Source organism: Burkholderia sp. MSMB617WGS, assembly GCF_001532025.2.
In the GTDB taxonomy this organism is placed as follows: Bacteria; Pseudomonadota; Gammaproteobacteria; order Burkholderiales; family Burkholderiaceae; genus Burkholderia; species Burkholderia savannae.
This window is the reverse complement of the sequence record NZ_CP013457.1, coordinates 1,925,776-1,945,350: the sequence shown is the minus strand read 5'-3', so window position 1 is coordinate 1,945,350 and position 19,575 is coordinate 1,925,776. Positions and strand designations below refer to the sequence as shown.

At 67.2% G+C, this 19,575-nt stretch carries 18 protein-coding genes and 1 other RNA gene; 4 read left to right on the top strand and 15 right to left on the bottom strand.

From position 1 onward, the window contains the following. Positions 1–18 precede the first annotated feature (18 nt). From ispG to ndk, 4 genes are all read right to left on the bottom strand, one after another. The gene (gene ispG, locus WT60_RS09820) at positions 19–1,323 is read right to left on the bottom strand and encodes a flavodoxin-dependent (E)-4-hydroxy-3-methylbut-2-enyl-diphosphate synthase (protein ID WP_038749260.1); all 1,305 of its coding nucleotides are present in this window, start codon (positions 1,321–1,323) and stop codon (positions 19–21) included. 90 nt (positions 1,324–1,413) lie between these two features. Further along, positions 1,414–2,487 carry a RodZ domain-containing protein gene (locus tag WT60_RS09815; RefSeq protein ID WP_060355845.1) on the bottom strand — a complete coding sequence of 358 codons (1,074 nt, stop codon included), beginning with the start codon at positions 2,485–2,487 and terminating at the stop codon, positions 1,414–1,416. Positions 2,488–2,634: 147 nt separating this feature from the next. Beyond that, the gene (gene rlmN, locus WT60_RS09810; protein WP_060355846.1) at positions 2,635–3,771 is read right to left on the bottom strand and encodes a 23S rRNA (adenine(2503)-C(2))-methyltransferase RlmN; all 1,137 of its coding nucleotides are present in this window, start codon (positions 3,769–3,771) and stop codon (positions 2,635–2,637) included. A 42-nt stretch (positions 3,772–3,813) separates the two neighbouring features. Continuing rightward, positions 3,814–4,239, bottom strand: a complete 426-nt coding sequence (gene ndk / locus WT60_RS09805) for a nucleoside-diphosphate kinase (RefSeq protein WP_038749160.1) — start codon at positions 4,237–4,239, stop codon at positions 3,814–3,816. A 248-nt stretch (positions 4,240–4,487) separates the two neighbouring features. Here ndk and WT60_RS09800 point away from each other — a divergent pair, with 248 nt between their 5' ends. After that, entirely contained in the window at positions 4,488–5,186 is a 699-nt protein-coding gene (locus tag WT60_RS09800; RefSeq protein WP_038749157.1) for a Bax inhibitor-1/YccA family protein, read from the top strand. A gap of 97 nt (positions 5,187–5,283) precedes the next feature. On the opposite strand, the gene rlmD is transcribed toward WT60_RS09800, so the two are convergent. Then, the gene (gene rlmD, locus WT60_RS09795; protein WP_038749154.1) at positions 5,284–6,681 is read right to left on the bottom strand and encodes a 23S rRNA (uracil(1939)-C(5))-methyltransferase RlmD; all 1,398 of its coding nucleotides are present in this window, start codon (positions 6,679–6,681) and stop codon (positions 5,284–5,286) included. A 76-nt stretch (positions 6,682–6,757) separates the two neighbouring features. Between rlmD and WT60_RS09790 the strand changes: the two genes are divergently transcribed. Beyond that, positions 6,758–7,618 carry an endonuclease/exonuclease/phosphatase family protein gene (locus WT60_RS09790; RefSeq protein ID WP_059580817.1) on the top strand — a complete coding sequence of 287 codons (861 nt, stop codon included), beginning with the start codon at positions 6,758–6,760 and terminating at the stop codon, positions 7,616–7,618. A 90-nt stretch (positions 7,619–7,708) separates the two neighbouring features. On the opposite strand, the gene WT60_RS09785 is transcribed toward WT60_RS09790, so the two are convergent. The 10 genes from WT60_RS09785 to ffs form a co-directional block, all read right to left on the bottom strand. Beyond that, a complete protein-coding gene (locus WT60_RS09785) occupies positions 7,709–8,485 on the bottom strand; it encodes a 3'-5' exonuclease (protein WP_059669906.1) in 777 nt (258 codons plus the stop codon). 7 nt (positions 8,486–8,492) lie between these two features. After that, the gene (rpoS, locus tag WT60_RS09780) at positions 8,493–9,581 is read right to left on the bottom strand and encodes an RNA polymerase sigma factor RpoS (protein WP_038749147.1); all 1,089 of its coding nucleotides are present in this window, start codon (positions 9,579–9,581) and stop codon (positions 8,493–8,495) included. 11 nt (positions 9,582–9,592) lie between these two features. Then, a complete protein-coding gene (locus WT60_RS09775; RefSeq protein ID WP_038749144.1) occupies positions 9,593–10,465 on the bottom strand; it encodes a peptidoglycan DD-metalloendopeptidase family protein in 873 nt (290 codons plus the stop codon). Between the two features lie 11 nt (positions 10,466–10,476). After that, positions 10,477–11,457 carry a protein-L-isoaspartate(D-aspartate) O-methyltransferase gene (locus WT60_RS09770; protein WP_060355873.1) on the bottom strand — a complete coding sequence of 327 codons (981 nt, stop codon included), beginning with the start codon at positions 11,455–11,457 and terminating at the stop codon, positions 10,477–10,479. Beyond that, positions 11,454–12,215, bottom strand: a complete 762-nt coding sequence (gene surE, locus WT60_RS09765; RefSeq protein ID WP_059642947.1) for a 5'/3'-nucleotidase SurE — start codon at positions 12,213–12,215, stop codon at positions 11,454–11,456. The genes WT60_RS09770 and surE overlap by 4 nt, the downstream gene beginning before the upstream one ends. Before the next feature lie 105 nt (positions 12,216–12,320). Next, on the bottom strand, positions 12,321–13,526 hold the full coding sequence (locus WT60_RS09760) for a CaiB/BaiF CoA-transferase family protein (protein ID WP_038749138.1): 1,206 nt from the start codon (positions 13,524–13,526) through the stop codon (positions 12,321–12,323). A 55-nt stretch (positions 13,527–13,581) separates the two neighbouring features. Continuing rightward, positions 13,582–14,184: a recombination mediator RecR gene (gene recR, locus WT60_RS09755; RefSeq protein WP_081989624.1), complete on the bottom strand. Its 603-nt coding sequence runs from the start codon at positions 14,182–14,184 to the stop codon at positions 13,582–13,584. Positions 14,185–14,215: 31 nt separating this feature from the next. Further along, entirely contained in the window at positions 14,216–14,542 is a 327-nt protein-coding gene (locus tag WT60_RS09750) for a YbaB/EbfC family nucleoid-associated protein (RefSeq protein WP_006026979.1), read from the bottom strand. 92 nt (positions 14,543–14,634) lie between these two features. After that, positions 14,635–17,013, bottom strand: coding sequence for a DNA polymerase III subunit gamma/tau (gene dnaX / locus WT60_RS09745; RefSeq protein WP_060355847.1), 2,379 nt, complete (start codon positions 17,011–17,013; stop codon positions 14,635–14,637). A 154-nt stretch (positions 17,014–17,167) separates the two neighbouring features. Beyond that, an RNA gene (gene ffs, locus WT60_RS09740) (signal recognition particle sRNA small type) lies at positions 17,168–17,266 on the bottom strand. 409 nt (positions 17,267–17,675) lie between these two features. Between ffs and trxA the strand changes: the two genes are divergently transcribed. After that, a complete protein-coding gene (gene trxA, locus WT60_RS09735; protein ID WP_009890789.1) occupies positions 17,676–18,002 on the top strand; it encodes a thioredoxin TrxA in 327 nt (108 codons plus the stop codon). Between the two features lie 194 nt (positions 18,003–18,196). Then, on the top strand, positions 18,197–19,459 hold the full coding sequence (gene rho / locus WT60_RS09725) for a transcription termination factor Rho (RefSeq protein WP_038749133.1): 1,263 nt from the start codon (positions 18,197–18,199) through the stop codon (positions 19,457–19,459). Positions 19,460–19,575 lie beyond the last annotated feature (116 nt).

Genomic DNA, 19,575 nt, shown 5'->3' with positions numbered 1-19,575 from the left:
TGAAATACGGTGGACGAATTAATTCTGGACCGCAACGCGGCCGTAGGTGCGCGCGACGTAATCGCTCACGATCTGCTGGAATTCCTCCGCGATGCGCTCACCGCGCAGCGTCTTCACTTTCTGGCCGTCGACGAACACGGGCGCGGCCGGGTTCTCGCCCGAGCCCGGCAGGCTGATGCCGATGTTCGCGTGCTTCGACTCGCCCGGGCCGTTGACGATGCAGCCCATCACCGCGACGTTCATCTTCTCGACGCCCGGATATTCCTTGCGCCACGCGGGCATCTGCTCGCGCAGATAGGTCTGGATCTGCAGCGCGAGCTCCTGGAACAGCGTGCTCGTCGTGCGGCCGCAGCCCGGGCACGCGACGACCATCGGCGCGAACGAGCGCAGCCCCATCGTCTGCAGGATTTCCTGGCCGACGATCACTTCGCCCGTGCGCGACGCGCCGGGTTCCGGCGTGAGCGAGATGCGGATCGTGTCGCCGATCCCTTCCTGCAGCAGCAAGCCGATCGCGGCCGTCGACGCGACGATGCCCTTCGAGCCCATGCCCGCCTCGGTGAGACCGAGATGCAACGCGAAGCCGCAGCGGCGCGCGAGTTCACGATACACGGCGATCAGATCCTGCACGCCGCTCACCTTGCACGACAGCACGATCTTCTCGCGGCCGAGGCCGAGCTCCACCGCGCGCTCGGCCGAGCCGACCGCCGACTGGATCAGCGCCTCGTACATCACGCTCTGCGCTTCCCACGGCTCGGCGCGCGCGCCGTTCTCGTCCATCATCCGCGCGAGCAGGTCCTGGTCGAGGCTGCCCCAGTTCACGCCGATGCGCACCGGCTTGTCGTACTTGATCGCGGCCTCGATCATCTGCGCGAACTGCGAATCGCGCTTCGCGCCCTGGCCGACGTTGCCAGGGTTGATCCGGTACTTCGACAGCGCTTCCGCGCACTCGGGATAGTCGCGCAGCAGCAGATGCCCGTTGTAATGGAAATCGCCCACGAGCGGCACGGATACGCCCATCCGGTCGAGCTGCTCGCGGATCGCCGGCACGGCGGCGGCGGCCTCGGGCGTGTTCACCGTGATGCGCACGAGCTCCGAGCCCGCGTTCGCGAGCTCCTTCACCTGGATCGCGGTGCCGATCGCATCGGCCGTGTCGGTGTTCGTCATCGACTGCACGCGCACGGGCGCCGCGCCGCCGATCGTCACGAGCGTCCCGCCCCAGCGGACGTCGACCGCATGCGACACGCGCCGCGGCGCATGCCCGCCGAACACCGGCTCGGTTGAACAAATCTGACTGCTGCGTGGGGATTGAGCTTCGGATTGCATCGATAGATCCAATTTACGCCAAACGCGCCGCCCGCTTGGCGACGCGCGAAAGAGAACAGCGCCGTGCCCGGCCGGCCACGGCGCTTGCCGTCAGGGCAATGCGAAACGCGCGACGTTGCCCCGAGCCGTCGAGTATTTTGCCGGATCGACGGGCTTGCCGTCGAAAGCGATCGATTCGAGCCCGGCCTTGTTGCCGATCGTGACCTTGAGCGGCGCATCGCCTGCAACCTGCTTCGTCTCGCCGGCGCGCACGAGCGACGAGAACAACTCCTTGCCGTTCTTGTCGCGCACGCTGAACCAGCAGTCCTGCGCGACCTTCAGCGCGACCACCGACTGACCGGGCGCGGCCGTTACGACGGCGCTCGCGCCATCGGCCCCCAGTGCCGCCGATTGTTGCATCGATTGCGCCGCGGCGACCGGCGTCGAAGCGGGCGGCACGGCCACCGCGCTCGCGACGGCAGGCGCGGAACCCGCGGCCGGCACGCTCGCCACCACCGCATCGCCCGCCGACGCGCCGCCGCCCGACTGCGTCGCGCTCGCCGCGACGGCGCTCGCCTGCGTCACCGTGCCGGACACCGCCGCGCTCGCCGGCAGATCGGACGCGGCGCCCTCCGGCCGCGCACGCGCGCCCGACGCGGCTTCGCCGGCCCCGCTCGATTTGAAGCGCGCGAGCCAGTTCGACGATTCGCCGCCCGTACGCCACATCGCCGCGGCGATCAACGCGACGACGACCGCCGCGACCGCCCACAGCCACGGCCGGCCGCGCGACGAGCCGCCGAGCGGAATCGACACCCGGCCGCGCGGCAGATCGGTGCCGGCCGACGCGGGCATCGACAGATCGACCTCGGGCACACCCTTCTCGCGACGCAGCGCCTGCGCGAACGGTTCCGGATCGACGCCGAGCATCTTCGCGTAACTGCGCACGAGGCCAAGCGCGAAAGTCGTCCCCGGAAGCTGACTCGTATCGCCCGCCTCGAGCGCCTGCAACTTCGACGCCGCGACCTTGAGCCGCGCGGACACGTCGTCGACCGACCATCCCTTCGCCTCGCGCAACTCCGCGAGCCGCGCGCCCACTGCCGCGACCGACGCAATGCCGCCGCCGGCCGCCGCCGGTTTCTCGCCTGCGTTCGTCTCTGGGCTCTTTGACGGCTGCGGTTCGCTCATCCTCATCCTCGCGTCGATTCTTCTTGCCTGCACGCCCGCACCGGCTCCGGCCAGGCTCGCAACACCACCGTTGTCACACACTGCGCGGCGCCGCGCGCCGCCCCCGATCGCTTTACGCGTATTTCACTGCCGGCCCGGGCATCCCCGTCAAACCGCCCGGACCTCGATAATCTTTGCCGCGCCCGTTCGCTCGGCAAGCCGCGTGCGGTCCTTGACCGCGCCCGCCAGTTGGCCGCAGGCGGCGTCGATGTCGTCGCCGCGCGTCTTGCGGATCGTCGTCACGATGCCGGCGTCGATCAGGATCTGCGCGAAGCGCTTGATCTGTTCCGCCTTCGAGCGCACGAGCCCCGATTCCGGGAACGGATTGAACGGAATCAGATTGAACTTGCACGGCACGTCGCGCGTCAGCGCGAGCAGCTCGCGCGCATGCGCGTCGGTGTCGTTGACGCCGTCGAGCATGCAGTATTCGAACGTGATGAAATCGCGCGGCGCGACTTTCAGATAACGCTGGCACGCGGCCATCAGCTCGCGCAGCGGATGCTTCTTGTTGAGCGGCACGAGCATGTCGCGCAGCGCGTCGTTCGACGCGTGCAGCGACACCGCGAGCGCGACGGGCAGCTCGGCGCCGAGCTTGTCCATCATCGGCACGACGCCCGAGGTCGACAGCGTCACGCGCCGGCGCGACAAGCCGTACGCGTTGTCGTCGAGCATGAGGCGCATCGCGGGCACGACCGCCGAATAATTGAGAAGCGGCTCGCCCATGCCCATCATCACGACGTTCGTGATGACGCGCTCGGCCTTGCCGTTCGGGCCGGGCGCGCGCCCGAGCGACGCGCGCAGCGCGAATTCCGCCATCCGCAGTTGCCCGACGATCTCGCCCGTCGACAGATTGCGGGAAAAACCTTGCTTGCCGGTCGAGCAGAAGCGGCAATTGACCGCGCATCCCGCCTGCGACGACACGCACAGCGTGCCGCGTGTTTCCTCGGGGATGAACACCGTCTCGACCGCGTTGCCGTTGCCGACGTCGATGAGCCACTTGCGCGTGCCGTCGGCCGACACGTGATCGCTCAGAATGTCGAGCGTGCCGATCACGGCGCGCCCTTTCAGCTTTTCGCGCAGCGACTTCGCGAGATCGGTCATCCCGTCGAAATCGGCTGCGTTGTATTGATGGATCCAGCGCTGCAGTTGCTTAGCGCGAAACGCCTTCTCGCCGAGGCTGCCGCAGTACGCGACGAGACCCTCGGCGTCGAGGTCGAGTAGATTGACGATGGTTTCGCTCGCCATGATGCCCTGCCTTGCCGCCAGACGCGCCGGACCCCGACCCGCTCAGCGCGAGTAGACGTTCATTTCCGGGAAGAAGAACGCGACTTCGCCGCGCGCCGTTTCCGGTGCGTCCGAGCCGTGCACGGCGTTCGCGTCGATGCTGTCCGCGAAGTCGGCGCGGATCGTGCCCTTTTCCGCCTTCTTCGGGTCCGTCGCGCCCATCAGGTCGCGATTCTTCAGGATCGCGTCCTCGCCTTCGAGAACCTGGATCATCACCGGGCCCGAGATCATGAATTCGACGAGATCCTTGAAGAACGGACGCTCGGCGTGCACGGCGTAGAATTTCTCCGCATCGGCGCGCGACAGGTGCGCCATGCGCGCCGCCACGATCTTCAGGCCGGCGTTTTCGAAACGGCTGTAGATCTGGCCGATCACGTTCTTCGCCACCGCATCCGGCTTGATGATCGACAGGGTGCGCTCGAGTGCCATAAAAACTCCAAGAAATTAAGAGGTTACAGTTTCAAATGAATCCGCTATTGTAACACGTTCCCGTGTATCATTGCGATTGAACCCTTACACGACAGAAAGGTTCTAACACTTCGCGTTTCGCGGGCACCGAGACGTTGAAACCTCCGCCCTCGAAACCTATCTTAGGGGTAGCGGCCTGACGGCTTATTGCGGCGCAACAAGCGCGCCGCCGGCCGGCGGCGCCGCCACGTTCCATGTTAGGAGAAACCATGAACGACTATCCGTACAACTTCGGCCGCGGCGGCGCGATCAGCACGGCCGAGACTCGCAACCGCGTGCTGCGCAACACCTACTGGCTTCTTGCGCTGTCGATGGTGCCGACCGTGCTCGGCGCCTGGGTCGGCGTCGCGACGGGTTTCTCGCTGTTCGCCGCGACGAGCCCGATGATGAGCCTTCTCGCGTTCTTCGCGATCGCGTTCGGCTTCATGTTCGCGATCGAGCGCACGAAGAACAGCTCGGCCGGCGTGTTCGTGCTGCTCGGCTTCACGTTCTTCATGGGCCTGATGCTGTCGCGCCTCCTGAGCTTCATCCTCGGCTTTTCGAACGGCCCGTCGCTCATCATGCTCGCATTCGGCGGCACCGGCGTGATCTTCGCCGCGATGGCGACGGTCGCGACCGTCAGCAAGCGCGATTTCTCCGGCCTCGGCAAGTGGCTCTTCGTCGGCGTGATCGTGCTGCTGCTCGCAATGGTCGCGAACGTGTTCCTGCAGTTGCCGGCGCTGATGCTCACGGTGTCGGTGCTCGCGATCGTGATCTTCTCGGCGTACATGCTGTTCGACGTCCAGCGCGTCGTGAACGGCGGCGAGACCAACTACATCAGCGCGACACTCGCGATCTACCTCGATCTGTACAACGTGTTCACGAACCTGCTCGCGCTGCTCGGCATCTTCGGCGGCAACCGCAACTGAAGCCCGGCGGCACTTCGTCGCGCATCACGAAAAACCGGCCCCGAGGGCCGGTTTTTTCATGCCCGCGCACGGCGCACGCCGCCGCGAAAGCAACGCGTCACGCGCGCTCGAAGAGCGCGATCGATTCGACGTGCGACGTATGCGGAAACATGTTGACGACGCCCGCGCCCTTCAGCCGGTAGCCCGCCTCGTGCACGAGGAGCCCCGCGTCCCGCGCGAGCGTCGACGGGTTGCACGACACGTAGACGATCCGCGCGGGCAGCGGCCCGACGCCGCTCTGCGCGATGTCCGCAAGCGCCTTCGACACCGCGAGCGCGCCTTCGCGCGGCGGATCGATCAGGAATTTGTCGAACGCGCCGAGCGCGCGCAGATCGTCGGCCGTCACCTCGAACAGGTTGCGGCACGCGAACGACGTGTGGCCGTCGACGCCGTTTTCCTTCGCGTTCGCGAGCGCGCGCACGCTCAGCGTCTCGCTGCCCTCGATCCCGACCACCTCGCGCGCGAGCCGCGCGAGCGGCAGCGTGAAGTTACCGATTCCGCAGAACAGATCGAGCACGCGATCGTCGCGCGAGGGCGCGAGCAGCCGCAACGCGCGCCCGACGAGCACCCGGTTGATCTGGTGATTGACCTGCGTGAAGTCGGTCGGCTTGAACGGCATCCGGATGCCGAATTCGGGCAGCGTGTAGTCGAGCTGCACGTCGAGCGGATAGAACGGCGCGACCGTATCCGGCCCCTTCGGCTGCAGCCAGAACTGCACGCGGTGCGTGTCGGCGAATTCGCGCAGCAGCGCCTCGTCGGCCGCGTTGATCGGCTCGAGCACGCGCAGCACGAGCGCTGTCACTTGCGAGCCGACCGCGAGCTCGATCTGCGGCATGCGATCGCGGATCGACAACTGCTCGACGAGCCTGCGCAGCGGCACGAGCATCGCCGACACGTGCGGCGGCAACACCTCGCAGCTCGTCATGTCGGCCACATAGCTGCTCTTCTTCTCGTGGAAGCCGACGAGCACGCCGCCCTTCTTCGCGACGTGGCGCACGGTGAGGCGCGCGCGATACCGGTAGCCCCAAGATGGGCCGTGTATCGGCGCGAACATCGCTTCGGCGCGCAGCTTCGCGAGATGCCACAGGTTGTCCTCGAGCACGCGCTGCTTGATCGCGACCTGCGCGCGCATATCGAGATGCTGCATCGAGCAGCCGCCGCAGGTGCCGAAAAACGCGCATTTCGGCTGCGTGCGCATCACGCTCGGGCGCAAAATATCGACGACTTGCGCCTGCTCGTAGGTCGGCTTCCGGCGGAAGCTCGAATACGTGACGCGCTCGCCGGGCAGCGCGCCCTCGACGAAAATCACCTTGCCGGGCTCGCCGTTTTCGTCGACGACGCGGCCGACGCCGCGCGCTTCCATGTCGAGCGAATCGATATCGAGAACCGGGGCGCGATCGGGCGCGGCGCTCGCATGCGACGCGCGGCGCGTGGAGAGAGGGACGGCTTCTGACACCAGCTTTTCCTGACGAACGATTGTGGGGAAAGGCGAGATTGTAGACGAACGGCCGTCACGCAACGGAGATTCGACGATGCGACTCATCAGTTGGAACATCCAATGGGGACGGGACGCCGACGGCACGGTCGATCTGGCGCGCACGATCGACGCCGCCCGCCGGCTCGGCGATTTCGACGTGCTGTGCGCGCAGGAACTCACGCGCGGCTTTCGCGCGCTGCCGGGCGGCCCTTCCGACGATCAGTATGCCGAACTGGCGACGCTGTTGCCAGAGTATGCGGTATTCGACGCGATCGGCGTCGATCTGCCGCCGACCGAGCCGGGCGCGCCGCGCCGGCAGTTCGGCAACGCGCTCGCGACGCGGCTGCCGGTCGAGCGCGCGATGCGCCACGCGCTGCCGTGGCCCGCGAGCGCCGCCGCGCCGTCGATGCCGCGCTGCGCGCTCGAAGTCACGCTGCGCGCACCGTTCGGGCCGCTGCGCGTCGTCGTCACGCACTTGGAGTATTACTCGGCGAAGCAGCGGCTCGCGCAAGTCGACGCGTTGCGGCGCCTGCACCGCGAGGCGGCCGCGCACACGCGCGCGAGTGCGCCGCCTGAGACGCCGACAGGTCCGTTCGCGCCGTCCGCGCGCGCGGCCGACGCGATCGTCTGCGGCGATTTCAACAGCGCGTATCGCAGCGGCGCTTACCGGCGCTTTCTCGCGCCGTTTCCCGACGCGCCGTGCTTCGTCGACGCGTGGCTCGCGCGCCATCCGGGCGAGACGCCGCCGATGACCGCAGGCGTCTACGACACCGAGCAGTGGAAGGAGGGGCCGATGACCTGCGATTTCGTGTTCGTCACCGACACGCTCGTTCGCCGCCTGACGCGCTGCGAGATCGACGGCGCGGTGCGCGCGTCCGATCATCAGCCGATCGTGCTCGAACTGAGCGATGCGTGAGCGCCGGCGAGCCGGCGAGAAAAGAGACGCGTTTCGGTTTCGCGGCGTCGAGAGAGAGCAGCGTCCGCCCTACGGGGGACGCCGGACGGTTCACGCGTCGAACGCGGCGAGGTATTCGGCCCAGTGCGGCGCCGGCTCCTGCACGAGCGAATTCTTCACGAGCGCGATCTCTTCGGTGTACTCGGCGGGCGACAGACCACCGCGCATCTGCTGGAACCGACAGTACAGCAAGTAGGTGTTCACGACGTCGGTCTCGCAGTAGTTGCGGATCTCCTCGATCCGCCCTTCCTGAAACGCCTTCCACACCTGGCTGCCGTCCATCCCGAGCTTGCCCGGAAAGCCGCACAGCTTCGCGAGCGCGTCGAGCGGCGCGCTCGCGCGCGGCTGATAGAGCGCGAGCAGATCCATCAGGTCGAGATGCCGCGTGTGGTAGCGCGACAGGTAGTTGTTCCACTTGAAGTCGCGATCGTCCTCGCCCATGTCCCAGTAGCGCGGCGCCGCGACGCCGTGCACGAGCCCGCGGTAATGCAGCACCGGCAGATCGAAGCCGCCGCCGTTCCACGACACGAGTTGCGGCGTGTACTTCTCGATCACGCGGTAGAACGACTGGATCAACGTCGCCTCCGGGTCGCCCGGTGCACCGAGCGAGCGCACGCGAAAGCCGGTGTTGTCGCGGAACACGCACGAAATTGCCGCGACCCGTTGCAGATGAAGCGGCAGGAAATCGCTGCCCGTCTTCTCGCGGCGCGCGGCGAACGCGTGCTCGGCCACTTCGGCGTCGGTGAGGTCGGCGGGCAGATCTTCAAGACGGCGAATGCCGTCGACATCGGGAATCGTCTCGATGTCAAAAACCAGAATCGGTGTCATCGATGAATTACAGAACGGCGTCCTTGCGCACGCCGTTGGATGCGAAAAACCGCTTGAGCCGCACGAGCGCTTCCTGCTGGATCTGGCGAACCCGCTCGCGGGTCAGCCCCATCTCGTCTGCAAGCTCCTCGAGCGTCGCGGGTTCAATGTGATTGAGGCCGAAGCGCCGCTCGATCACGTGGCGGTGCTTGTCGGACAGGCGCGACAACCATGCGCGCGTTAGCGTTTCCAGTTCGCGGTGCTGAACCTCCGCATCGGGCGACTGGCTCTGGTCGTCGGGCAGCAGATCGAGCAGGCTGCTCGCCGGATCGAGATCGAGCGGCGCATCGAGCGATGCGGTGTGCTCGTTGAGCGCGAGGATGTCGGTGACTTCCTCGGCCGTCTTGCCCGTCAGATACGCGATGTCGTCGATGCTCGCCTCGCGGCGCTCGGCCGCCGCGCCCGTCGACAGCGAGTTCTTTTCCAGATGGCGCTTCGCGCGCAGCACCTGGTTCAGCTCGCGGATCACGTGCACCGGCAGCCGCACCGTGCGCGCCTGATTCATGATCGCGCGCTCGATGCTTTGCCGTATCCACCAGGTCGCGTACGTCGAAAAGCGAAAGCCGCGCGTCGGATCGAACTTCTCGATCGCGTGCATGAGCCCGAGGTTGCCTTCCTCGATCAGATCGAGCAGCGGCACGCCGCGATTCAGATAGCCTTTCGCGATGCTGACGACGAGCCGCAGATTCCGCTCGATCATCACCTGCCGCGCGTCGAATTCGCCCGCCTTCGCGAGCCGCGAATAGCGCTGCTCTTCCTCCACCGTCAAGAGCGGCTTCACGCTGATGCGGTTCAGGTAGTGCTGGATCGTGTCGGCAGTGAGCTCCGCCTGCAGAAGCGCCCGGAAATCGTCCAGATCGGGTGACGCGTCGGCTGCATCGCCGCGCCCTTCGCGCGAGTCGTCCGAATCCGCTTCGCGCGGCTCGTAGTCGCGTTCGTTGTCGGCGGCGTCTTCATCCTCGTCCGTCGAAGCGCCAGCTCGCTCCACCGATGCTTGCGTGGCTCGACTGATCTTCTCAGACTCGGCTTGCGGCTCGTGGCGCTTCGATTTCGGCATGGTCGTCTCGTTTATTGAGGCGGCAAATACTTCAGCGGATCGACAGGTTTACCCTGCCGGCGAACCTCGAAATGCAGCATCACGCGGTCGGAATCGCTATTGCCCATCTCTGCGATCTTCTGGCCTTTCGTCACCGCGTCCCCCTCTTTTACCATCAAAGCGCGATTGTGTGCATACGCCGTGAGATAAGTTGCGTCGTGCTTGATGATAATGAGATTGCCGTAGCCGCGCAGACCGTTGCCCGCATACACCACGCGGCCATCAGCGGCGGCCTTCACGGCCTCGCCGGCCGGGCCGCCGATGTTGATCCCCTTGTTCTTCGAATCGTCGAACGTGTTCAACAGCGCACCGCGCACCGGCCACGCGAACGACAGGTTGCTGCTCGCCGCAGGCGCAGTCGTTTCACTCGGCGCGGGCGCGGCAGACGGCGCGGCGCTCGCGGTGGAACCGGAGCCATAGATCGGCGGCACCGCAGCCGGGCCGCTCGACAGCGGTGGCGTCGCCGCGCCGCCCGCGACCGGTGCGGCCGGCGTCGCGCCGCCGGCTGTCGGCGAGACGCGCAGCAGTTGATCGACTTCGATCTGATTCGGGTTCGTGAGGTTGTTCCACGCTGCGATGTCGCGATAGTTCTGGCCGTTCTCGAGCGCGATCCGATAAAGCGTGTCGCCCGGCTTCACCCGGTAGTAACCCGGGGGCGCAGGCGGCAGCGGCGCGGGCGGCTGCGCGGCAGCCGTCGTGCCGAGCGAGCCGGAACGATCGACGACGGGCGCCTGGTCGAGCCGCGTCGCGCACGCGGCGAGCAGCGTGAAAGCCGCCATGCAAATCGCGCGCTGAGCGAGCGAGAGCGGTAACTTCAAACGATTGTTTTGCATCGCGCGCAGCATACTCATCGGTATCAAATCACTCCGGATTTTAAAGGGACAAAGAAAACGCGATCAAGCCGCGACTCGCGCCACTGCGCGGGTGCGACGCGCTCCACGAGCGTCAACACCTGCTCGCCCGCCTGCTCTCCGACAGGCGCGACGAGCCTGCCGCCGATCGCCAATTGTTCCAGCAGCGCCCGCGGCACGTCGAGCCCCGCCGCCGCGATCACGATCGCGTCGAACGGCGCCGCGGCGGGCAGGCCCACGCGTCCGTCGCCGTAATGCAAGCGGATGTTCGGCACGCGCAGCGGCCGCAAATTCAGTTTTGCGCGCTCGTAGAGCGGCTTCACGCGTTCGATCGAATACACGTCGCGCGCGACGCGGCTCAGCACCGCGGCCTGATAACCGCAGCCCGTGCCGATTTCGAGCACGCGCTCGAGCACGCGGCCGGCCGCCGCGAGTTCGATCATCCGCGCGACGACCGACGGCTTCGAGATCGTCTGCTGATGCCCGATCGGCAGCGCCGCGTCTTCATACGCCTGAGCCGCGAGCCCCGGATCGACGAACATGTGGCGCGGCACGGCCGCCATCGCGGCCAGCACGCGCGGATCGGCCACGCCGTTTGCCCGCAGCCTTTCGACCATGCGCTCGCGCACCCGTTCCGAAGTCAGCGCGAGCGCGCCGCTCAACGCGACATTCGGCGCGGCGCCCTTGTCGCCGCTTTTCGCGGCGGCGGACGGCGCGCCCTTCGCGACGCCGGGCAGGCCCGACGCGGATTTCTTCGCGTGCGCGGACTTCGGTGCGGACACGCGGCCGCCCGTCGTGGCGGCTGCGCGCTGCGGCGCGCGCCGGTCGGGCACGAGGGTCGATGTGGCGGCGGGCGCGGCGGCAAGGCGCTGGCGGGCGGCGTCGCCCGCCGCCTGGCGCTCGGCCGCGCGCCCTTCGGGCTTGCGCGGCTCGCGCTTCAGGTCCTCGAGCGCGAGCGGAAACCGCTTCGCGCGCTCGCCGCTCATGAAGCGCCGCTCCCGGCACGCGCCCATTCGCGCGTGGCTGCCAGCATTTGCGTGTGCGTGAGATCGAGCTGCAGCGGCGTGATCGACACGTAGCCCGCCGCGGTCGCATGGAAATCGGTGCCCTCGCTCGCGTCGCGCGCGTCGCCCGCCGCTCCGATCCAGTAGATCGGCTCGCCGCGCGGATTCGTTTGGCGAATCACCGGCTGCGACGGATGGCGCTTGCCGAGCCGCGTCACGCGCCAGCCCTTCAGCTCGTCGTACGGCAGGTTCGGAATATTGACGTTCAGCAGCGGCCGGCCGGGCAGCGGATTGTCGAGATAGCGGCGCACGATCTCGGCCGCGACGCGCGCGGCGTCGCCGAGGTGCGCCCACTCTTTGTGAACGAGCGAGAACGCGATCGCCGGCACGCCGAACATGATGCCTTCCGTCGCGGCCGCGACCGTGCCGGAATACAGCGTGTCCTCACCCATGTTCTGGCCGTTGTTGATCCCCGACACGACGAGGTCCGGCTTCGCGTCGAGCATGCCCGTCAGCGCGACGTGCACCGAATCGGTCGGCGTGCCGTTCACGTAGTAGAAACCCGTGCTCGCCGAACGCGACACCGAAAGCGGACGCGACAGCGTAAGCGAGTTCGACGCGCCGCTGCAATTCTGCTCGGGCGCCATCACCATGACCTCGGCCAGCGGGCACAGCGCTTCGTACAGCGCGGCGATGCCGGGCGCAAGGTATCCGTCGTCGTTGCTGAGTAATATTCGCATCCGCCGATTGTAACCGAGGAAAGATTGCGCGAGAGCGACAGCCCCGGCCGCCTCGCGTGCAGCGTGCGACGGCGCAAGAAGCGCGTACCGCGCGGCCCTCGGCGCTCAGATCACGCGCTTCTCGCGCAGCACGGCGATCGCCTGCGCGTCGTAGCCGAGCGCGCCCAGCACCTCGTCCGTATGCTCGCCGAGCTCGGGGCCGAGCCAGCGCGTTTCGCCGGGCGTGCCGGACAGCTTCGGCGTCACGTTCGGCAGCGGGATCTCCGCGCCGCCCGCGAGTTTGAAACGCTGGATCATCTGGCGCGCGGCGAACTGCGGATCGGTGAACATGTCGGCTACGCTGTAGATTCGCGACGCGGGCACGTCCGCGGCGTTCAGCACCGCGAGCGCGTCGTCGATCGTGCGCTCGGCGAGCCACGCGCCGATCGCCGCATCGATTTCCTGCGTGCGCGGCACGCGGCCGTCGTTGTGCGCGAGCGCGGGATCGCCCGCGAGATCGTCGCGGCCGATCGCGTTCATCAGGCGCTTGAAGATCGGATCGCTGTTGCCGCCGATCACGATGCTGCCGTCGCGGCACGGATACGTGTTCGACGGCACGATGCCCGGCAGCGACGCGCCCGTGCGCTCGCGCACGAGCCCGTAGACGCCGTACTCGGGCACGACGCTCTCCATCATGTTGAAGACGGCCTCATAGAGCGCGACGTCGACGACCTGCCCCGCGCCGCCGTTCGCGTTGCGGTGATGCAGCGCCATCAGCGCGCCGATCACGCCGTGCAGCGCCGCGATCGAATCGCCGATCGAGATGCCGATGCGCGGCGGCGGCAGCTCCGGATAGCCCGTGATGTGGCGCAGCCCGCCCATCGATTCGGCGATCGCGCCGAAGCCGGGACGGTCGCGATACGGGCCCGTCTGCCCGTAGCCGGACAGGCGCACCATCACGAGGCCCGGATTGTCGGCGGACAGCACGTCGTAGCCGAGACCGAGCTTCTCGAGCAGCCCCGGGCGGAAGTTCTCGACGACGATGTCGGCTTCACGCGCGAGGCGGCGCACGATCTCCTTGCCCTCGTCGGACTTCAGGTTGATCGTCACCGATTTCTTGTTGCGCGCCTGCACCGACCACCACAGCGACGTGCCGCCCGCCTCCGGATACAGCTTGCGCCACTTGCGCAGCGGATCGCCGCCGTTCGGATCTTCGATCTTGATGACGTCCGCGCCGAACTCGGCGAGCAGGCGCGCGGCGAACGGGCCCGCGATCAGCGTGCCGAGTTCGAGCACCTTGACGCCCGAAAGCGGGCCGGGAGTTGCGCTCATGTCGCTTCCTTGGATCGTTGAACGGTACGCGCGGCGCGAGGCCGCGCGGCGCCGGCTAGAGGGTGCGCCTGTCGAGCATCGCGCGGGCGATCGTGCCGGCGTCGACGTATTCGAGCTCGCCGCCCACCGGCACGCCCCGCGCGAGCCGCGTGACGGCCAGGCCGCGCGCCTTCAGCGTCTGGCCGAGATAGTGCGCGGTCGCCTCGCCTTCGTTCGTGAAGTTCGTCGCGAGCACGACCTCCTTCACGACGCCGTCCGATGCGCGGCGCACGAGGCGGTCGAAATGGATCTCCTTCGGCCCGATGCCGTCGAGCGGACTCAAGCGCCCCATCAGCACGAAATACAGCCCGCGATAGGTCATCGTCTGCTCGAGCATGATCTGGTCGGCGGGCGTCTCGACGACGCACAGCAGCGTCGGGTCGCGCTCCGGATCGCTGCAGACCTCGCAGATCTGCGCCTCCGTGAACGTGTTGCACTTCTCACAGTGACGCAGATGCTCGGTCGCGAACAACAGCGAGCGCCCGAGCCGCTCCGCACCCTCCCGATCGTGCTGCATCAGGTGATATGCGATGCGCTGCGCGGATTTCGGTCCGACGCCCGGCAGCGCGCGCAGCGCTTCGACGAGCCCGGACAGCGCGGAAGGCGGCTTGATGCTCATGCGCTCACGACGTCGGCCGAACGGTTCATCGTCAGAACGGCAGCTTGAAGCCGGGCGGCAGCGGCAGGCCCGCCGTCATGCCGCTCATCTTCTCCTGCGACGTCGCCTCGGCCTTGCGCACCGCGTCGTTGAACGCCGCGGCGACGAGATCCTCGAGCATGTCCTTGTCGTCGGCGAGCAGGCTCGGATCGATCGACACGCGGCGCACTTCGTTGCGGCAGGTCATCGTCACCTTGACGAGCCCCGCGCCCGACTGGCCTTCCACTTCGATGAGAGCCAGTTGCTCCTGCATCTTCTTCATGTTTTCCTGCATCTGCTGGGCCTGCTTCATCAACCCGGCGAGTTGGCCTTTCATCATGGACTTGCTCCTTCTAATCGATTGCGAACGGGCGCGATCTTAGCGCCCGCTCATGAATATGGGAATCGGATGCGGAATGCGACCGATTCGCGTCAATGCAGCGTCGGCGCCGCGCCGTCCGACTCCGGACCGACGGGCCGAATCGAGCCCTCGACGATGCTCGCGCCGAATTCGCGCAGCAACTGCTGGACGAACGGATCGGCGCTCATCTCGTGCTCGGCGTCGCGCTGCCGCTTCGCGCGCTCGGCGGCGGCGAGCGCGGCCGCGGTGCGGCGCGCCGGGCCGACCTCGACCGCGACGTCGACCGGCTTGCCGAGCGCGTCCGCGAGCGCGGCCTTCAGCTTCGCGACCTGCGCGGCATCCGCGTATTGCGGCACCGGCACCGACAGCTTGAGCGCGCCGCCGTCGACTGACGTCAGTTCGCTGCTGAACGCGAGCTGGTAAGCGACGCCCTTGAGCGGCAGGCTCGCCGCGAGCGTCGGCCATTCGCCGTCGAAGCCGATCGCGTCGAGCGGAATCGGCTCCGGCAGCGGCCGCGTGTCGACGGGTGGCGCGGGCGCCGGCTTCGGCGCGACCCGAACATCGTCGGGGCCGCTGTCGAACACCGGGACGAAACCGTCGTCGGGCGGAATGAAGCCGTCGTCGATCGACAACGGCACGTAATCGTCGGGCGGGATGTCCTCCCACGGCGGCGGCGCGTTGCGCGCCCCGGATCTCGCGTCGGCGCGCGCGGCACCATTCGGCGAAGCGCCGCCCTGCACCGGGCGCGTGCGTGGCGTCGGAACGGGCATCTGCACGCGCGGCGCGGATTTCGCGGCGGGGGCGGCGGGCGCAGCCGCGCGCGCTGCGCCCGCGCCGGCGCCTCGGCCGCGATCGGACGACACGCGCATGCCCGCGTTACGCAGCACGTCGAGTGCGGCGGCCGCGCCGGTGGCGCGCGACGCCGAAGCGGCGGCGGCAGGAGCGGCGGGCGCCTCGGCCGGCGCTTGCGGCACGGGTGCGGTGGAGGCCGGCACATCGGCCGCTTCAGCCTCCGATGCCGCGCAATCCTGCGCGGCCGCGTCGAACTCCGTGGCGGCCGTCGATTCGGGCGATGCGGCCGAACTCGGTGCTGATTCGGATGCGGCGCCCGGCTGAGCGTTCGGCGACGCGTCGGAATCAAGGCCCGAATCGAGGCCTTGATCGAGGCCTGGATCGGCGTCCGGCGTGGCGGCGCGCGACGGCGCGCCGCGCTCGTCCGAGCGGACGTCCGTCGTAACACGCGCGCTCGCGGCGGCCGCGGACGCCGCCGGTGCGCCGAGCACCGCAGCCGCTCGCGCGTTCGACTTCGGCGCGGCGCCGGCCGCCTGCGCGGGCAACCCGCCGCCCGGCGCGCCGCCGCCTGTCGGCGCCGGCTCGAACGCAAGCATCCGCAGCAGCGTCATCGTGAAGCCCGCGTATTCGTCGGGGGCAAGGCCGAGCTCGCCGCGCCCGACCGTCGCGATCTGATAATAGAGTTGCACCTGCTCCGGGCTCAGGAACTCGGCAAAGCGGCGCAGGTCGGCCGCTTCGGGCCATTCGTCGAGCACCGACGCCGGCGCGAACTGCGCCCACGCGATCCGATGCAGCAGGCTCGCGAGATCCTGGAGCGCGGCCGAGAACGACAGGCTGCGCAGCGCCATTTCGTCGGCGACGGCGAGAATCTGCGGACCGTCGGCCGCGGCGAGCGCGTCGAGGAGCCGCACCATGTAAGTCTGGTCGAGCGTGCCGAGCATGCCGGACACCGCGGCTTCCGTCACTTCGTTCGCCGAATACGCGATCGCCTGATCCGCCAGCGACAGCGCATCGCGCATGCTGCCTTGCGCGGCGCGCGCGAGCAGACGCAGCGCCTGCGGCTCGAACGCGATCCGCTCTTCGCCGAGAATCCGCTCGAGATGCGACACGATGTGGCCGGCCGGCATCTGCTTCAGATTGAACTGCAGGCAGCGCGACAGCACGGTGACGGGAATTTTCTGAGGATCGGTGGTCGCGAGGATGAACTTGACGTGCGGCGGCGGCTCCTCGAGCGTCTTCAGCATCGCGTTGAACGCGTGGTTCGTCAGCATGTGCACTTCGTCGATCATGTAGACCTTGAAGCGCGCATCGACGGGCGCGTACACCGCGCGCTCAAGGAGCGCGGCCATTTCGTCGACGCCGCGATTGCTCGCCGCGTCCATCTCGACATAGTCGACGAAGCGGCCTTCATCGATTTCGCGGCACGCGCGGCACACGCCGCACGGCTGCGACGTGACGCCCGTCTCGCAATTGAGCGCCTTGGCGAAGATGCGCGACAGCGTCGTCTTGCCGACGCCGCGCGTGCCCGTGAATAGATAGGCGTGATGCAAACGCCCGCCGTCGAGCGCGTGCGTGAGCGCCCTGACGACGTGCTCCTGGCCGACGAGCGAAGCGAAATCCTTCGGACGCCACTTGCGTGCGAGAACTTGATAGGTCATCGGGAAATTGTATCAGCAACGCTGCGCCGCGCCGACAGGTTGAACGCCGCGAAACGCATGCATGCCGACGCCGATCGGGAAGCGAAACGAAAGGAGGAAAAACGGAAGCGCGCGCGGGAAAGACGGAAAGACAAGCACGAAAAGACAAGCGGAAGGTGACGAGCCCGACCCTCGGCACTGGCGGAAAACGGCTGTGGCTGCTTCGTTCCCGACCTGACCAGGTTGACCGCCCCACCATGCGAGGAGGCCCGTCACGGCGCATTCTAACATCGCTTCGCGCACGACGCGACCGTTATTCGCATACGAGACGACAAATCGCGAGAGCCCGACCGCCGCCGATTCGCGCGCCCCCGACGCCGCGTTCTCGCACACCCGACGCCGCGCGCAGCCCGCCTCTTGCAATTCGCCGCGCCGGGCCCATTTAAGGCGCACGCGGGCGACACGCCTGAAATGCTACGCATCCCTGTTCGCGTGACGACTACTATCGCCGTCAACAGCGGATAGCAATTTAGGCTAATATGACGCCCGAATGACCCGCGAGCCGCGGCATGCAGCGCTCACGCCCTTCTTTTCGCAAGAGCGGAGCTTCCTGCCCCGGCGACCGGCAAAGCCCGTGGGCAGCCGGCGCAGGCAGTCCCCGAACCGAAAGAGGTATTGACCCAATGAGCGAACAGATCAAACACATCAGCGACGCATCGTTCGAGCAGGACGTCGTCAAGTCCGACAAGCCGGTCCTGCTGGACTTCTGGGCCGAGTGGTGCGGTCCGTGCAAGATGATCGCCCCGATCCTCGACGAAGTCGCGAAGGACTACGGCGACAAGCTGCAGATCGCGAAGATCAACGTCGACGACAACCAGGCGACGCCCGCGAAGTTCGGCGTGCGCGGCATCCCGACGCTGATCCTCTTCAAGAACGGCGCGGTCGCCGCGCAGAAGGTCGGCGCGCTGTCGAAGTCGCAACTCACCGCGTTCCTGGACAGCCATCTCTAAATCGATGCGCCGTCGCGCACGTGTTGTCAGCCGGCAACACGTGCGCCGCTAAATCCGCCGATCGGTCGCTCAAGCCTGAATCGGCCTATGCTAGAATCAAAAACGTCGATAAGACGCATATAAGTCTCTGAGCGCTTCCGCTCGCCCTCCTCCCTATATCTTTCGTCGCATCTCCTCCCTGGCGGGATCTCCGTATGCATTTATCCGAGCTCAAGTCTCTGCACGTCTCCGAATTGATCGAAATGGCCAACGGCCTGGAGATCGAAAACGCGAACCGCCTGCGCAAGCAGGAGCTGATGTTCGCCATTCTCAAAAAGCGCGCCAAGACGGGAGAAACGATCTTCGGCGACGGCACGCTCGAAGTGCTGCCGGACGGCTTCGGCTTCCTGCGCTCGCCGGAAATGTCGTACCTCGCGAGCACCGACGACATCTACATCAGCCCGTCGCAGATCCGCCGCTTCAACCTGCACACCGGCGACACGATCGAAGGCGAAGTTCGCACGCCGAAGGACGGCGAGCGCTACTTCGCGCTGGTGAAGGTCGACAAAGTCAACGGGCAGCCGCCCGAGGCCTCGAAACACAAGATCATGTTCGAGAACCTCACGCCGCTGCACCCGAACAAGCCGCTGTGGCTCGAGCGCGAAATGCGCGGCGAGGAAAACGTCACGGGCCGCATCATCGACATGATCGCGCCGATCGGCAAGGGCCAGCGCGGCCTGCTCGTCGCGTCGCCGAAGTCGGGCAAGACCGTGATGCTCCAGCACATCGCGCATGCGATCAAGCAGAACCACCCGGACGTGATCCTGTTCGTGCTGCTGATCGACGAGCGCCCCGAGGAAGTGACGGAAATGCAGCGCTCGGTCGCGGGCGAAGTGATCGCATCGACGTTCGACGAACCGGCCACGCGCCACGTGCAGGTCGCCGAAATGGTGATCGAGAAGGCCAAGCGCCTCGTCGAGATGAAGCACGACGTCGTGATCCTGCTCGACTCGATCACGCGTCTCGCGCGTGCGTACAACACCGTGATCCCCGCATCGGGCAAGGTGCTGACGGGCGGTGTCGACGCGAACGCGCTGCAGCGTCCGAAGCGCTTCTTCGGCGCGGCGCGCAACATCGAGGAAGGCGGGTCGCTCACGATCATCGGCACCGCGCTGATCGAAACCGGCAGCCGCATGGACGACGTGATCTACGAAGAGTTCAAGGGCACCGGCAACATGGAAGTGCACCTCGAGCGCCGTCTCGCGGAAAAGCGCGTGTATCCGTCGATCAACCTGAACAAGTCGGGCACGCGCCGCGAGGAAATGCTGATCAAGCCCGAGATCCTGCAGAAGATCTGGGTGCTGCGCAAATTCATCCACGACATGGACGAAGTCGAGGCGATGGAATTCCTGCTCGACAAGATCCGCCAGACGAAGAGCAACTCCGAGTTCTTCGACCTGATGCGCCGCGGCGGCTGACGCACGCACGCCGCCACGAAAAACCGCCCGCTCGCCGGGCGGTTTTTTTATCGCCAAACTTGTACGTGAACGTACACGTTGATCTATAATCGCGGACATCGATCCTTCGCCATCCG